The organism is Psychrobacillus sp. FSL K6-4615 (genome assembly GCF_038008225.1).
Lineage (GTDB): Bacteria > Bacillota > Bacilli > Bacillales_A > Planococcaceae > Psychrobacillus > Psychrobacillus psychrotolerans.
On sequence record NZ_JBBOYQ010000001.1, the window covers coordinates 2,434,883 to 2,451,269 of the forward strand.

A 16,387-nucleotide genomic window follows, 5' to 3' on the forward strand; every position below is an offset into this window, starting at 1 on the left:
TGAAAAGAATGACCAAGCTAAAACTTAAGCCTGGTCATTCTTTTGCTGTATTTGTGTTAGCTCTTCTTCTGTTAGTTCTCGATATGTACCTTCTGCTAATGTAGCATCCAACTCAAGTAACCCCATCGAAAGCCTTTTTAAGTAAACTACGTTTTTTCCAACTGCTTCAAACATTCTTTTCACTTGATGAAATTTACCTTCTGTAATGGCCAATTCGATTTCAGAAATAGAATCACTTTTTAAGACTTTTAGTATGCCTGGCTTTGTATGATAGCCATCATCTAATATTACTCCATTGGAAAAGGCTGTAATATCCGATTCATCTACTACACCTTCTACTTTCGCGTAATACACTTTGGGTACGTCTTTGTTTGGTGATAGAAGTCGGTGTGTCAAAGCCCCGTCATTCGTTAATAGAAGAAGACCTACAGTATCCTTATCTAATCTTCCTACTGGATATGGTTCAAAATGACGTACGTCTTCATCTAATAGATCTATGACTGTTTGCTCCCTAGAGTCCTCTGTCGCAGAAATTACTCCAGGTGGTTTGTTCATCATTAAATAGATAAACTCTTTATATACTACTACGTCTCCGTAAACTGTCACTTTATCCTTCAGCTCGTTCACGTGCATGGAGCTGTCTTTTACAACAGCTTCATTTACTTGAATAGCTTTGGATTTGACCAATATTTTTACTTCTTTTCTTGTACCATATCCCATATGAGATAGAAATTTATCTAATCGCATTTTATTCTCCTAAAAACCAATTTTTTTGGTAAAGCGTGTAAGTCTCTCTCCGAAGAGTTTTTGAGCAAGACCCAAGCGTAATGTAACAAAAGCATAAAATACAGCTCCAATACCAGCACAAACGATAATCGCAAGTAATCCTTCTAGTTTAGTATCAATCGTCATGAATTGTCCGAATCCTAATTTGACTAGGAACACAAGCACTAACATGATTACATTGACGATAATAATAAGCATTACTCTTCGAACGACCATATTCGATTTATAATGTAATGTCTTGCGAATAGCAAATAAGTTTAACCCGATTGCCACTAAATAACCACATGCTGTAGCGATAATTGCACCATCAGTTTCAAAAGCTTTAATAAGCGGCGTATTTAGGATTAGCTTCGTTAGTATCCCAAGTAATAAGTTTAAAATTATTAACTTTTGACGATCAATTCCTTGTAATATCGCAGTCGTTACTGGATATAAAGCAAACAATATGGCAACTGGAGCGTAATGGGCAAGTACGGTTGCCCCTGTTTCACTAGCTTCATAAAACACTAAGTAAAATTCATCTGCTAACACAGAAATCCCCATTGCTGCAGGTACAGTTAAAAACAATAAAATTTGGAATGATTGGTCCAACGCTTTACGAACCTGTACAAAATCTTGTTTTGCATAATAACTAGTGATCAACGGGATTAGCGTCATACTAAAACCAGTTGCGAGCATGACAGGAATCATTACAAGCTTATGGGTAGTGTAATTTAACATGCCTAATAATGTGTTAGATATATCCCCACCTATTCCAATGACAGACATCGCATTATTAAACGTAATCATATCGATAAATTGGAATAAAGGATTAATAACTCCTACAAGCGCAAAAGGAACAGTATAAATTAACATTTCTTTATAAATATTTGTTAATGATACATCTGAACTAATCTTCCCTGATGTAGTTAACAAATTGTTAAACTCCGGCTTCAATTTTTTCCAATACCATACGAGAACGACTAATCCTGCAATTGCACCTAAAAACGCGGCAAATACAGCAAAGGATACTGCAGTCTTTTCTGTACCATTGAATACATAAACAACAAAGAAACCACCAACTAACACAAATAGGATTCGAACAATTTGTTCCCATAATTGAGAGATTGCTGTAGGTGTCATATGTTGATATCCTTGGAAAAATCCTCTTACTAAGCTCATAACCGGAACTACAATAACTGCAAAACTGACAAATCTAATAACAGAAGCTACATCATTTACGGAAAAATCTGCTTCATCATCTTTAATAATAAGATGAGCTATTGGATCTGCAAGGAAGTAAAGGATTAAAAACCCTAAAAACCCGGTCACTCCCATAAGCAACATGCTCGACTTCACGAGCTTTCTTCCAGTAGCATAATCTCCTTGGGAATTATATTTAGATACAAACTTTGATACAGCAATTGGTACACCAGATACTGCAATTGCTAGCATGATGGAATATGGAGTATAAGCGTATTGATAAAGTGCAATATACTCCTCCCCCACTATTTGATAGAAAGGTATTACATATAGAACACCTAGTATTCTCGATAATAAGAGACCAATTGTTAAAATCATTGTCCCTTTCAGTAAATTTGATGCCATCTAACCCTTCCATTCTTATCAAATTCGCCTCGGCGAATATGCTCCTGCGCAAGCTCGTCGCAGAAAACAGAGCGCCCAGATATTTCTCAAGCTCGCCTGAGAAATTCATCTAAAAATCTGTGGCATCCGCCGGAGGCTTTAACTTTATTAAGCAGAGGTTTGTGGATACCATTTAGTTGAATACATATTTTGCATTCACCACATCACTTATGGAAGTGGGATACTTCTACTCCTGCGCAAGCTCGTCGCAAAAAATATTTGCTTAATAAAGTTAAAATGTCTATCTTACAGTTTACAACTGTCTAAACAAAACCACAATCATGTATAATAAAGAAAAAACTGAAAGTGTGAATATATTATGTATGACGTTATTGTAATTGGTGGGGGTCCCTCAGGACTAATGGCTGCTGCGGCGGCTGGGGCAGAAAACAAAAAGGTACTACTAATCGAAAAAGGAAATAAGCTTGGGAAAAAGCTTGCTATATCTGGTGGGGGTCGTTGTAACGTTACAAATAGACTACCTCAAGAAGAGATTGTAAAAAATATCCCTGGAAATGGCCGCTTTTTATTTAGCCCTTTTTCTGTATTTAATAATGAGGATATCATCGAGTTTTTTGAAAATCTAGGAGTTGCTTTAAAAGAAGAAGATCACGGAAGAATGTTCCCAGTTTCTAACAAGGCGATGGATGTTGTAAATGCTCTATTAGATGAATTAAAAAGACTACAAGTAGAAATCAAGTTAAATTCAGTAGTTTCCAAGTTGTTAATGAATGATGAAAAAGTAATTGGCGTAAGACTAGCTTCAGGTGAAGAAATCACTTCCGGTGCTATTGTCGTAGCGGTTGGGGGCAAAGCAGTTCCTCAAACCGGATCTACTGGAGACGGATATCCTTGGGCAGAAAAAGCTGGTCATACTGTCACGGATTTATATCCGACAGAGGTACCTCTTTTATCCAATGAGACATTCATCAAATCGAAAGAACTTCAAGGCCTCGCACTTCGAGGTGCTGGTGTTTCTGTGTTAAATAAAAAAGGAAAACCAATAATTACACATGAGATGGATATGTTGTTTACTCACTTCGGCTTAAGTGGACCAGCCATCTTAAGATGCAGTCAATTTGTTGTAAAAGAACAAAAGAAAAATGGCGGACAACCTGTCTCCGTACGAATTGATAGTCTTCCAGAACAAAATGAAGAACAAACTTTCCAAATGCTTCTATCTGCTTTAAAAGAGGATCCCAAAAAAGCAGTAAAAAATGTGTGGAAAGGTATTGTTCCTGAAAGATGGCTATTGTTTTTACTTCAACGTACCGCTATTCAAGAAAGTGAAGATGGTCAAAATCTTCCGCATGAAAAGATTCGTGCACTCGCACATGAGTTAAAACAATTCAATGTCTTTGTTTATGGGACACAACCATTAGAAAAAGCCTTTGTTACTGGTGGAGGTGTATCCATCAAGGAGATAGAACCAAAAACAATGGCGTCGAAGAAAAAGGCTGGACTCTATTTTTGTGGGGAAATATTAGATATCCACGGATACACAGGCGGCTACAATATCACCTCTGCTCTTGTTACTGGTAAAATTGCTGGAATGAGTGCCGCAAAATCGATTGAATTATAAGATAATTTATATTACAATATACGTTAATAAGCGATTAGGAAGAATAGTAACTTTATGAAATGCTCTAGAGAGCTGACGGTAGCTGCGAGTCAGTGCAAGCAATAAAGTGAATGGGCTTCTTAGCTCCAAAGCTGAACGTATATAATCAGTAGGTTTTGGCGTTCGTCTACGTTATAGGACTCGCAACTGTCAGGTTGCAATAAGTGGATTACAATAGTAATCAATAAAGGTGGCACCACGGCTCTCCGTCCTTTGCGATGGAGGGCCTTTTTGTGTTTAGTTAAGTTGAGTTGAGCTGAGATTAGTTAAGAATAGGAGAGCTGAGAAATGACAGTTGAGACAAAAAGTTATCAAATGAAAGAAATCCAAGGAGATATGATGACTCCTATATCCATTTACCATTCTTTGCACGGAAGGAAAAAAGTGTTATTTGAATCCTCCGCTAAGCATGAGGAAAGTGGAAGATACTCCTTTATTGCAGTTGACCCTATCGGGGAACTAACCGGAGACCAGCATGGATATTCACTATCCGTCGAAAATCGTTCAACCGAAAGTGAACACAGGTCAGTGATAGAAAAGCTTAAACAGATGATGCCAATTCATCAAGACTGCTATCCATTTTCTTTTTTCGGTGGTGCTATTGGCTATTTCGGATATGAAACTGCTTTTTATAATGAAAAAATAGGAGATTTATTAAACGACGAATTAGATATGCCAGATGTACATGTTATGTTTTACGATACGTTTATTATTTTTGATCATCTAAAACAGACGGTTTCCATAGCTGCGATCGATTTATTCCAAAATGGGCGTTCTTCAGATTCGATGACTGATGCTATTGATAAGATATTGTCTGAACTAGAGCAGGGACCGATAAATCCTGAACGAACGGAACCCTCTCTCTCCTTTAAACCACAGATTCAGGAAAAAGATTTTACGAATATGGTGGAAACAGCAAAGGAACATATTTTAAAAGGCGACATATTCCAGGTTGTCCTATCTCAACGTTTTACCTCTCCATTTGACGGAGACCCTTTTTCGTTGTATCGACAGCTTCGTACTTCCAATCCATCTCCTTATATGTTCTATATGGACTTTGAAACTTACACTATCTTGGGGACATCTCCAGAAAGCTTAGTAAAAGTAAAAAATGGAATAGTAACAACGAACCCTATAGCAGGGACAAAGCCTCGCGGGCAAACTCCTGAGGAAGATGCTCGCATTGCTCATAATTTATTGCATGATGAAAAAGAAGTTGCAGAACATCGAATGCTCGTAGATCTTGGACGTAATGATATTGGTAAAATAGCTGAAATAGGAACTGTTCAAATTGAGAAATATATGAAAGTTGAATACTATAAATACGTCATGCATATTGTGTCTGAGGTGACTGGTCAACTAATTGAAAATGCACATATTTTAGATGTGTTAACTACCTGCTTACCTGCTGGAACTGTTTCAGGAGCACCGAAGATTAGAGCTATGCAGATTATAAATAATTTAGAACCAATGAAACGTGGGATCTACGCGGGGGCTGTCGGCTATGTATCTGTTACAGGTAATATGGATTTGGCACTTGCCATTCGTACAATGGTTGTAAAAGATCATTATGCCCATGTTCAAGCTGGAGCTGGTATTGTCCACGATTCTATTCCAAAGAGCGAGTATGAAGAAACGATTAATAAAGCTAAGGCTCTCTTGGAGGTGCAACGATGATTTTGTTAATCGATAACTATGATTCTTTTACGTATAATTTATATCAACAAGTCAGTATGTTAGGCAAAGACGTTAAAGTCGTTCGGAATGATGCTATTACTATTGAAGAACTGGAAGAACTGAACCCTGAGGCTATTATTATCTCTCCTGGCCCTGGTACTCCTGTAGATGCAGGTGTTTCGATCGACATTATTCAGAAGCTATATAAAAAGTATCCCATTTTAGGTATCTGTCTTGGCCATCAATCGATTGGCGCAGCTTTTGGAGCAAAAATTGTGCAGGCAAAAACCATTAGACATGGTAAAATGTCCACCATATCTTATAGTCCTCAAGCTTTGTTCAAAACTTTCGAGGAGCCAATTTCAGTCATGCGATATCATTCGCTTGTGATAGACGGAGAGTCATTAATAGACGAACTAGAAATTCTAGCAAGGTCAGAAGACGACAATGAAATAATGGCCATCAAACATGTCGACTACCCTTTATATGGCCTTCAATTCCACCCGGAATCTATTGGGACAGAACAAGGAAGCCGAATAATGCAGTCATTTATCGAAAGCTTCTGAGAAAATATATAAAAGGGAGTTCCTAGGATCGTTCTAGGAGCTTTTTTGATCCGAAAAATCTCTTACAGGTGTTTTAGTTGGAATTTTGGAGGGTTTAGTTGGAAAAATGAGAGGTTTAGTTGGAATTTTGAGCACGCTAGTTGGAATAAACAAAAGATAGCAAAAAGCAGCTTATCCCTATTAAGGACAAGCTGCTCTATAAGATATTAACATCTAACATGCTTGCGTTTAAAACCAATTCTTCCTTTATCTACTGCTGTTTGAATACTGTCGTAAGCATTTAAGAAGCTGCTTTTTTTGTTGTCTCTTTTGACTTCAACTATGCCTATTTCCTTTGCAGTCTCTAGTGCTTTTTCATGCAGAGGTACATAAGAAGTTCCCACAGTTAATATAAAGTTATTCATCGAAGATTTTGTTCGTTCAGGTGATTCATGAATCTTATTTTTCACCATATCAAGCATATTAGACATTTTGCTTTCTGAAAACTCAACGTCTTTTCGATTCCCCAAAAGCCAGCAGTAGCAACTCCACCCTGCTGACATTTTCAACTCCTCGTCACTTGTAATCCATTTGTCCGCAACTTCTTGAGCGATATCGGACTCTGACAAAGTTACAGCTACTACAAAATCAGAAAGCATATAAAAATATGCTGAATCCATCCAGCGATTATAATCCGCTTCAGTCATGCCGTTTGGATCTGCAATAATACCGGCAAAATACATGGCATCATAGTTCCCTGTTGCGTATAGCTCATCCGCTAACTGTTGATTTATTTTTATTTTCTTTGAAATTGGTTTCATCACACCAGTAGCCACGCCGAAAAGTGGCTCATGTGCTCCATTGGATATGTATATTTTTTTAGTTCTTTCTTTACCAAGAGCTTCGAGTTCCTGCATAACTTCTTCAAAATTCATCTATTCGCACTTCCTTTATTTTTGATTTTCCACAGATATAACGCTCATTCAAATATCACTAAATCATTTTAATCCAATCTATTCTTGAAAGTAGGACTCAATTCACTCCATACATCAAACATATTCCCGTCTAAATCATAGAATACAAAATTGGTGCCGGGATGCCCCCGATTTTCAATTTTCCCAACACGTACTCCCTTTTCCTGAAGAAAGCTGTTAAATTCTATTAGTCGATCTATTCCATTCACTTCAAAAGTCATTGTAAAATGTTCCTGTTCATAAATATCCAAAAAACAAGACCGTTCTCCTTTTTTGGCCTTAACAAGAAAAAAACTTTGATCTGCAAATTCTAAAATTGCTTTGTCCATATTTCTAAAATTTTCAACAGCTCCTAGCATTTCTTGATACCATAATGATGATTTCTCTGGATTAACAACTGGTATGTATGTAGTTCCCACTCTTTTAATAAATGCACTCATTGCACACATCCCTCCCATATTCTTATAACCTTCATCATATCATTTTTCAGAACTTTCAAGGCAGAGTAGGAAAATAATTCAGAAAAATCCAAACTTTAAAGTGCTAGGAATCGTTTATATATGGAAAGGAGTTGTGGTTTTGATAAATATTAATGACCTAAAAACGTTAATGCTGCAATTTACAGAACCCCTAATACGTTTGGCTTATTACTACGTAAAGGATCTCCAATTAGCAGAGGATATCGTACAAGAAGTATTAATAGAAATAGGTTATCCTAACCCTTATGAATTCCAATAGATATTGCAAATAAAAAAGCTGCTCATTTCTACAACAAAAAAATCATCTCAACTCTAAGAAAAGCATAGAGTTGAGATGATTTAAAATACTCTTATTTATAGTCAAGCTTCATTAAATTACGATATTGACCATTTTACCTGGAATGGCAATAATTTTCTTCACTTCTTGACCATCCAACCATTGTTGAACTTGTTCTGAAGCAAGAGCTAATGCTTCCAACTCTTCTTTTGTTGCATCTTTAGCAACGTTCAATTTTGCACGTACTTTCCCTTTAATTTGAACTGGAATTTCTACTTCATTGTCTACTAGTTTCGATTCATCAAATGTTGGCCAAGATTCGTAAACGATTGTATCGTCATGTCCAAGAATACGCCATAATTCTTCTGCAATATGTGGAACGATTGGAGAAATAAGCTTCACAAATCCTTCAACATATTCTGTTGAAATTTGCTCCGCTTTATATCCTTCATTGATAAATACCATCATTTGTGAAATAGCGGTATTGTAATGCATTGCTTCAAAGTCTTCCGTTACTTTTTTAACTGTTTGATGATATGCTTTTTCCATATTATCAGAAGAAGTATCTGTAACTTTAGCACTCAACTTACCGTCTTCATCGACCAATAGACGCCATATACGATCTAGGAATCTTCTTGATCCATCTAAACCATTTGTAGACCATGGTTTCGAGGAGTCTAGTGGCCCCATGAACATTTCATAAAGACGAAGTGAATCGGCTCCATGACTTTTCACGATATCATCAGGGTTAACTACATTCCCTTTCGATTTAGACATTTTCTCGTTACCTTCTCCAAGAATCATCCCTTGGTTAAATAGCTTTTGGAATGGCTCTTTCGTAGTAACTACACCAATATCATAAAGGAATTTATGCCAGAAACGTGCGTACAATAAATGAAGTACTGCATGCTCTGCTCCACCTACATAAATGTCCACTGGAAGCCAGCGTTTCGCTAGTTCTGGATCGACAAGTGCCTCGTCATTGTTTGGATCGATATAACGTAGGTAATACCAGCAGCTACCTGCCCACTGAGGCATAGTATTCGTTTCACGACGGCCTTTTTTACCGGTTACTGGATCCACAACATTAACCCATTCCGTAATATTAGCTAGTGGCGACTCACCTGTACCACTTGGTTTAATATCTGTAGTAACAGGAAGCATTAACGGTAATTCAGACTCTTCTACTGGTGTAGAAGTGCCATCTTCCCAATGAATAATTGGAATCGGCTCGCCCCAATAACGTTGACGACTGAATAACCAATCACGTAGACGATACGTAATTTTCTTCTCACCTTTACCATTTGTTTCAAACCATTCAATCGCTTTGGCAATTGCTTCTTGTTTGTTTAAGCCATTTAAAAACTCAGAGTTAATAAGTGTGCCATCAGCAGTGTAAGCTTCTTGTGAGATGTCTCCACCTGCAACTACTTCCACGATTGGCAAATCAAATTGTTTTGCGAACTCGTAGTCACGCTCATCATGTGCAGGAACTGCCATAATAGCACCAGTACCGTATGTCGCTAATACATAATCAGCAATCCATATTGGCATCTTCTCTCCACTTACTGGGTTAACGGCATAAGCACCTGTAAATACACCTGTTTTATGTTTTGCAAGATCTGTACGTTCAAGGTCACTTTTTAATTTCACTTGATCTTTATAAGCTAGCACTGCTTCTGCTTGTTCCTCAGTAGTTATAGCATCCACATGCTTATGCTCAGGCGCTAATACTGCATAGGTTGCACCAAAAATTGTATCCGGACGTGTTGTAAATGCACGGAAGGATTCTTTCGTGCCTGCCACTTCAAAAGTAAGCTCCGCACCCTCTGAACGTCCTATCCAATTACGTTGCATTTCTTTTAAGCTGTCTGGCCAGTCAAGATCATCTAAATCTTCTAAAAGTCTGTCTGCATAAGCAGTTATACGAAGTACCCATTGTCGCATCGGACGACGTTCTACTGGATGTCCTCCACGCTCTGACACACCGTCAATTACTTCTTCATTAGCTAAAACAGTTCCTAATGCTGGACACCAGTTTACCGGCACTTCATCTACATATGCTAGGCCTTTTTTGTACAGCTGGATGAAAATCCATTGAGTCCATTTATAATAAGAAGGATCGGTCGTATTTACCTCTCTGTCCCAGTCAAAAGAAAATCCTAAATCCGTCATTTGACGTTTAAAAGTAGCAATATTTTTTGCCGTGAACTCTGCAGGATCGTTCCCAGTATCAATTGCATATTGCTCCGCTGGAAGTCCAAAAGCATCCCACCCCATTGGATGAAGAACGTTATAACCTTGTTTACGTTTAAACGAACTTAGAATATCCGTTGCGATATATCCAAGTGGATGACCTACATGTAGACCTACTCCTGAAGGATAAGGGAACATATCCAATGCATAGAATTTTGGTTTAGACGGATCATCTGTCATCTTATACGTTTTGTTTTCTTGCCAATACTTTTGCCATTTTTTTTCGATTGCTTCATGATTAAAGCTCATAAATTTTTCCTCCTCCAATGTATGAAAAGCGGAAGCGCCTATTTCTGCCTCGACAGGCAAATGTGTTTAGGATAGATCTGTAAAGTGCACCACATCCTGTGGCATAGCAGACATAACCCGCATCGTGCGGACTTAGGAAGAAGCACCTCAGCCACATCAGCTATTTCACATTTGCCCCGAGAGGTTAGACTCTAAAGCTAGACATAAAAAAACTCGCCCCTTAAAAAACTAAGGGACGAGAGATATACTCACGCGGTACCACCCAAATTAGTGAAAACTTCACTCAACTTGATTCCTTAACGCGGAAAACGGTACAAGCTACTATCAGTTCACTTATACAGACTCAAAGGCGAGTTCAATAATTCGTAACGCTAACTTACACCATCCGTTAGCTCTCTAAAGATACGAGATTTATTTACTAATCCTTTTCACAGTCGACTTCTATTAGTTTTAATAATAATGGATTCCACTTTAAAATACAAGCTGATGTTAAATAGAGACATTTTCTATTACGTTATTAATTATAAGTTCCGCTTCTGTAGCATCTATAATATCCTGAACAGAGTAACCCTCGAATACCTCTTTCAATTCAAGTCCATTTTCTGTTACTTCTATCATTGCCCGTTCTGTTATTATTTTATTCACAACTGCCTTGCCTGTTAAAGGTAATTCACATTGTTTTTTAATTTTAGCAGAACCGTCTTTAGCACAATGATCCATAATGACGATAATTTTCTTTGCACCGTGCACGAGATCCATTGCCCCTCCCATGCCTTTAATCATCTTGCCTGGGATCATCCAGTTAGCGAGGTCACCTTTTTCGGATACTTCCATCGCACCTAAAATAGCCACGTCGACATGTCCTCCGCGAATCATCGCGAATGACTCTGCACTATTGAAAAAAGCCGAGCCTGGAATAGTCGTTACTGTTTCCTTACCTGCATTAATAAGGTCAGGGTTAACTTCTTGCTCGGTTGGGTACGGTCCAATACCAAGTAAGCCATTTTCCGATTGTAAAACGACCGTTTTATCGGGAGAGATGAAATTCGCAACTAAAGTCGGAATTCCAATTCCTAAGTTTACGTAGTTTCCATTTTCAATTTCTTTTTCTGCTCTTCTTGCAATTTTTTCACGTGAATTCAATCGAAACTCCTCCTTAAGAACGTGTCGTTAAACGTTCGATTCTTTTTTCTTGTTCCGCTTGGAATAGACCTTGAACATAAATGCTTGGTGTATGTATTTGAGCAGGATTTAAATCTCCTGTTTCTACCATTTCTTCTACCTCTGCAATGGTAATTTTACCAGCAGCAGCCATCATTGGATTAAAGTTTTGCGCTGTCATATTATAGATAAGATTTCCGAATTTATCTGCTTGAGCTGCACGTATGAAAGAATAATCCGCTCGAAGTGCCTCTTCTAGTACATATTCTTTTCCATCATAAACTCGCACTTCTTTACCTTCCGCCACTGTAGTACCTACACCAGCAGGAGTAAAGAAAGCGGGAATTCCAGCCCCACCAGCACGGATTTTCTCCGCTAGAGTTCCTTGTGGAGTCAATTCCACTTCTATTTCACCCGAGATTACTTGTCTTTCAAACTCTTTGTTTTCTCCAACATATGAACCTATCATTTTCTTTATTTGCTTATTTTTAAGTAGCAGACCTAGACCCCAGTCATCCACGCCACAATTGTTCGAAATAACCGTTAAGTCCTTCACACCTTTATCGACTAAAGCCAGTATTAGCTGTTCTGGAATTCCAACTAGTCCAAAACCTCCAACCATCAGCGTCATTCCATCTTGCACCCCTGCAACAGCCTCTTTAGCTGAATTGTAAATAGGTTTCATGCTCCAATCCCCTTTCATCTAAGCTTGATACATTATTATTTTCTCAAATATTCGACAACTTAGCAAACTATATTCTTATACCTAGATTCTAAGCATAATTATTCTGAATCGCACCTAGAATTGAATCCAAAGTTTTTATATAAATAGAATACCTATTGACTAGTATAGCCACCATCCAAAACAACTGCTTGCCCGGTCATTCCTTTAGCGGAATCGCTAGCTAAAAAAAGAGTTAGATCTGCAACTTCCTTCACTTCTAACAGTCGTTTTTGTGGAACTAGAGGATATAACACTTCTTCCAATACAGATTCCACTGGAACATTTCGTACTTTCGCTAAATCTTTGAATTGGTTTCGAACAAGTGGCGTATCCACGTACCCTGGGCAAACTGCATTAACAGTTATTCCATCCGCTGCTGTTTCCAGAGCTGCAACTTTCGTAAGTCCAATTAAACCATGTTTAGCTGAGTTATACGCTGCTTTCCCAGCAAAACCGACTAAACCATTTATAGATGCCATATTGATAATTCTCCCGAATCCTTTCTTCCGCATATGCGGAAGAACGTGTTTAGTTGCTATAAACGGAGCCGTCAGCATTATTTTTATCAATAGTTCAAAGCGTTCTGTTGGAAAATCTTCCAACATTGCAACGTGCTGCATACCGGCGTTATTAATAAGAATGTCCACACTTCCATACTTCTCTATAGTCACATGAATTGAATCAATAATATCTTCTTCCTTTGTCACATCGCATTTAAGACCTATTACATCATCTCCTAAAAGTTTTGCGGCTTCTTTTACTTTTTCTTCATTTACATCTGTTAGTACTACAATCGCCCCAGCCTTATAAAATTCATGAGCAATCTCCAACCCAATGCCCCCTGCGGCTCCCGTAATAAGGAGCACTCTATCTTTTACCATTTAATAACCTCCAGAAATATGTCGTATCGTAATTTTTAATTTTAAATCCCTAACCCAAACGAGAAGAGAATAATCGCAATTATTACACCAAGTGTTGGTACGACTACAGTGGTCGCAGCAACCGGCCAATAAGCTGCACTATGTTTTTCACCACAGATTGATTGAATAGTAGTGACGACATAGCCATTATGCGGCAATGAATCAAGGGCACCCGAAGAAATGGCTACGACCCTGTGTAATGCCTCAGCATTTACCCCCATATCTAGATAATGCGGGGCTAACAATGGCAATGCAATTGTCTGACCACCCGATGAAGAACCCGTCATACCAGCAATTACCGATACCGCAATTGCAGCACCAATTAGAGGTGAACCAGGAATATTTGTCATTGCCTCTACTGCCGTTGTAAATGCAGGTACGTTTTTAGCAACTCCTCCGAAACCCACTACTGCGGCAGTATTTCCGATTGCTATAATCGCACCGACTGTACCTGCTGAAAATGCTTCCCAGAAATTTTTAGAATATTTTCTTCCAACAATATAAGTGGCAATTACACCACCAAGTAATGCAATTATTAAAGCCGACTGCGCAAGTTTATCATGGAAAATATATGAGATTATTAGTACTACTAGTAATGGAATCATTGCTAAAAACGGATTTGGCAGATTTCTATTAGTATCAAATGTTGGATCTGTTTCACGATCTATAAATCGTTCCCCTTTATTGACAGCCTTTTGAATAATACGTTTCAACCACCAGTATCCAAAAGTGGCCATAAACAAAGCGACAATTATACTTACTTCCCAACCCGCATATGCATCAGTCCCTAAATATTGAATTGGGATCCAGTTTTGAATTTCAGGTGAACCCGCAGATGTCATCGTAAACGTGACAGATCCTAAGGCTAATGTCGCTGGTATAAAACGACGCGGTAAATCCGCTTGTTTAAACAAAGAAATAGCCATTGGATAGACAGAAAAAGCAACTACGAAAAGACTTACTCCTCCAAATGTTAATACTGCACAAGCTAGGACAATAGCTAGTACTGCATACTTCATCCCCAACTTACCAACAATCCACTTGGATACGGAATCTGCCGCACCACTATCCTCCATGACCTTTCCGAAAACCGCTCCAAGTAAGAACATCAAATACCACGAAGCGATAAAACCAGTAAAACCTGACATATAACTCGTAACATAATCAGCCTCATCTTTACCAGCAAGCTGGGAAAATAAAGGCATTCCACTTGTCACAGCTACCAATAGTGCTGAAATAGGACCAGCTATTAAAATATTAACGCCTTTCATAGTCAACACTATTAGTAATGCTAAACCTGCTATAAGACCGACCATACTCAATATTTCCATTTACATTTCCCCCAATTATTTAAGAGTAATAAGTTGTATTTGTAGCATCCGTGTATAAAAGTGATTGAAATAAATAACAAAATCAAGTAAGAAAAAATTAAGTGCGCGATCATCCTAATCGTAAATTCATTTACAACCAATTTTCTTTGCTAGTATCCAAAATCTAAACTCTGCAGTGAATAGATTTCTTCCTTGGTTAACTTTTGAATACAAAATTTTAAAAGCGCTTTCATAAGTCATTAAAGCACAACCATAATTTTCTATCAATATAAAATGTGACAAAAATGTTAACTGTAAATATCCTTAAAATCCGAATTTTCGGATATATATTTATATCAAACTTGTTATCAAGAGGTATTTAGAAATAAAATAAAAATCCGCTTTTCTGGATACGTGTCCAGAAAAACGGATTTAGGTCATAAGTTGTGTTTTTTTATCTTCTCGTAAAGTGTTGATCTACTGAGTCCAAGTTGTTTGGCAATTTGTCTTTTATCAGACTCTTCCTCTAAGTAAGATTGAAGTACTTTCTTTTCTACTTCTGCTAATATATCCTCAAGCGTCCCCGTAGTTTGAAAAGAAGGTACATTACTTAACTTAATCTGGGAAGGCAGAGCGGAAGGCATAATAGTATCTTTTTCTGCTAAGTAAACAGCAGCCTGTAAAATATTTTGTAATTCCCTTACATTACCTGGCCAATGATAGGATTGAAGTAATTCCCGAGTTTTTGTTGCGAGTGTGATATGTCTTCGCCCCGCGTGAAGCATGAACTTTTGTAAAAAGAAATTCAGTAAATCAACAAAATCTTCCATTCTTTCTCTTAAAGGTGGAATTTTCAATGTAATTGCTTGTAAACGATAATATAAATCCTCCCTAAATTTCTTTTCCTCAATTAGTTGAGAAAGGGAAATGTTGGACGAAGCAACTATTCGTATATTTACTTTTTCACTCTGCTCCGAATTCAGTGGAGTAATTTCCTCTTCTTGCATTGCTCTTAATAACTTTGCTTGAAGTGTCAGCGGAAGTGCACTAATTTCATCTATATATAGAGTCCCTTTATCTGCTTGTTTAACTCTTCCATTTTGGACAGTTTCAGTAAGTGGATTATATACACCAAATAGTTCCCTTTCCAATAACTCAACCGGAACTTCTGCACAATTCACTTTAACAAAAGGAAAGTCCGAGCGTTCAGAAAGCTGATGTATGCTATGTGCAAACATATCTTTTCCAGTTCCACTCTCCCCTTCAATTAAGACTGGAAGATCACTAGGTGCTATTATTCCAGTCGTTTCTTTAATCTTCCGGATAGCTGGTGAACTTCCTTTTATGTCTTCCAATCTGTACTCGGTATAACTATTGTCTTCTATATTTAACTGCATTCTTTCCATTGTGGTACGAACATGAGAACTTAGTCTTTTCCAATCGGACATATCTCTGAAAATTACACTTCCAAAAGCCCCAACAATCTTTCCGTCTACAAAAAGAGGAACTCGATTCGCTAGCATATACGTTCCTTTAATATAATGTGGAGATGCATTGTCTGGAACACCAGACTTTATAACTTCATGCATTTTCGTATTTTCAATAATATCAGCTACTGGTTTACCTATCGCTTCCTCTCTCGTTACTTCAAGAAAGCGGCAATAATCTTCGTTGATATATAGAATTTTCGAATCTGCATCTACTACAACAAACCATTGAAATGCATTTTCTAAAATTTCGGCAAGTACAGAAGTTGGTAAATGTTGTTGAAAATTATCCAAA

Annotated in this window: 14 protein-coding genes and 2 other annotated features; of the genes, 4 read left to right on the forward strand and 10 right to left on the reverse strand. The window is 37.7% G+C overall.

From position 1 onward, the window contains the following. Positions 1-24 precede the first annotated feature (24 nt). Both MKX53_RS12100 and MKX53_RS12105 read right to left on the reverse strand, forming a co-directional pair. Positions 25-747 carry a pseudouridine synthase gene (locus tag MKX53_RS12100; protein WP_093536819.1) on the reverse strand — a complete coding sequence of 241 codons (723 nt, stop codon included), beginning with the start codon at positions 745-747 and terminating at the stop codon, positions 25-27. A gap of 9 nt (positions 748-756) precedes the next feature. Continuing rightward, a complete protein-coding gene (locus MKX53_RS12105) occupies positions 757-2,373 on the reverse strand; it encodes a putative polysaccharide biosynthesis protein (protein ID WP_340911539.1) in 1,617 nt (538 codons plus the stop codon). Positions 2,374-2,731: 358 nt separating this feature from the next. On the opposite strand from MKX53_RS12105, the gene MKX53_RS12110 reads away from it, so the two are divergent. The 3 genes from MKX53_RS12110 (at position 2,732) to MKX53_RS12120 (ending at position 6,276) form a co-directional block, all read left to right on the forward strand. Continuing rightward, complete coding sequence (locus tag MKX53_RS12110) at positions 2,732-3,994, forward strand: BaiN/RdsA family NAD(P)/FAD-dependent oxidoreductase (protein ID WP_340911542.1); 1,263 nt, start codon at positions 2,732-2,734, stop codon at positions 3,992-3,994. 24 nt (positions 3,995-4,018) lie between these two features. Beyond that, positions 4,019-4,250: a binding site (T-box leader), on the forward strand. Positions 4,251-4,321: 71 nt separating this feature from the next. Beyond that, complete coding sequence (gene trpE, locus MKX53_RS12115) at positions 4,322-5,710, forward strand: anthranilate synthase component I (protein WP_340911543.1); 1,389 nt, start codon at positions 4,322-4,324, stop codon at positions 5,708-5,710. Next, positions 5,707-6,276, forward strand: a complete 570-nt coding sequence (locus tag MKX53_RS12120) for an anthranilate synthase component II (RefSeq protein ID WP_340911546.1) — start codon at positions 5,707-5,709, stop codon at positions 6,274-6,276. Before trpE ends, MKX53_RS12120 begins: the two co-directional genes overlap by 4 nt. A gap of 206 nt (positions 6,277-6,482) precedes the next feature. Here MKX53_RS12120 and MKX53_RS12125 read toward each other — a convergent pair whose 3' ends face one another. Then, complete coding sequence (locus tag MKX53_RS12125; RefSeq protein WP_340911549.1) at positions 6,483-7,190, reverse strand: DNA alkylation repair protein; 708 nt, start codon at positions 7,188-7,190, stop codon at positions 6,483-6,485. A gap of 68 nt (positions 7,191-7,258) precedes the next feature. Next, entirely contained in the window at positions 7,259-7,669 is a 411-nt protein-coding gene (locus MKX53_RS12130) for a VOC family protein (RefSeq protein ID WP_340911552.1), read from the reverse strand. A 139-nt stretch (positions 7,670-7,808) separates the two neighbouring features. Here MKX53_RS12130 and MKX53_RS12135 point away from each other — a divergent pair, with 139 nt between their 5' ends. After that, entirely contained in the window at positions 7,809-7,967 is a 159-nt protein-coding gene (locus MKX53_RS12135; protein ID WP_340911554.1) for a hypothetical protein, read from the forward strand. A gap of 111 nt (positions 7,968-8,078) precedes the next feature. Here MKX53_RS12135 and leuS read toward each other — a convergent pair whose 3' ends face one another. The 6 genes from leuS to MKX53_RS12165 all read right to left on the reverse strand — a co-directional run bounded on the left by leuS (position 8,079) and on the right by MKX53_RS12165 (position 16,386). Next, on the reverse strand, positions 8,079-10,490 hold the full coding sequence (gene leuS / locus MKX53_RS12140) for a leucine--tRNA ligase (protein WP_340911557.1): 2,412 nt from the start codon (positions 10,488-10,490) through the stop codon (positions 8,079-8,081). Positions 10,491-10,718: 228 nt separating this feature from the next. Then, positions 10,719-10,931 (reverse strand) — a binding site (T-box leader). Positions 10,932-10,979: 48 nt separating this feature from the next. Then, a complete protein-coding gene (locus MKX53_RS12145; RefSeq protein WP_340911560.1) occupies positions 10,980-11,633 on the reverse strand; it encodes a 3-oxoacid CoA-transferase subunit B in 654 nt (217 codons plus the stop codon). Between the two features lie 13 nt (positions 11,634-11,646). Then, complete coding sequence (locus MKX53_RS12150) at positions 11,647-12,336, reverse strand: CoA transferase subunit A (RefSeq protein WP_340911562.1); 690 nt, start codon at positions 12,334-12,336, stop codon at positions 11,647-11,649. Positions 12,337-12,488: 152 nt separating this feature from the next. Further along, on the reverse strand, positions 12,489-13,256 hold the full coding sequence (locus MKX53_RS12155) for a 3-hydroxybutyrate dehydrogenase (protein ID WP_340911564.1): 768 nt from the start codon (positions 13,254-13,256) through the stop codon (positions 12,489-12,491). 41 nt (positions 13,257-13,297) lie between these two features. Next, positions 13,298-14,620: a GntP family permease gene (locus MKX53_RS12160; protein WP_340764512.1), complete on the reverse strand. Its 1,323-nt coding sequence runs from the start codon at positions 14,618-14,620 to the stop codon at positions 13,298-13,300. 422 nt (positions 14,621-15,042) lie between these two features. After that, positions 15,043-16,386 (reverse strand): sigma-54 interaction domain-containing protein, encoded by a 1,344-nt coding sequence (locus tag MKX53_RS12165; protein ID WP_093536807.1) that lies wholly within the window; start codon positions 16,384-16,386, stop codon positions 15,043-15,045. Position 16,387 lies beyond the last annotated feature (1 nt).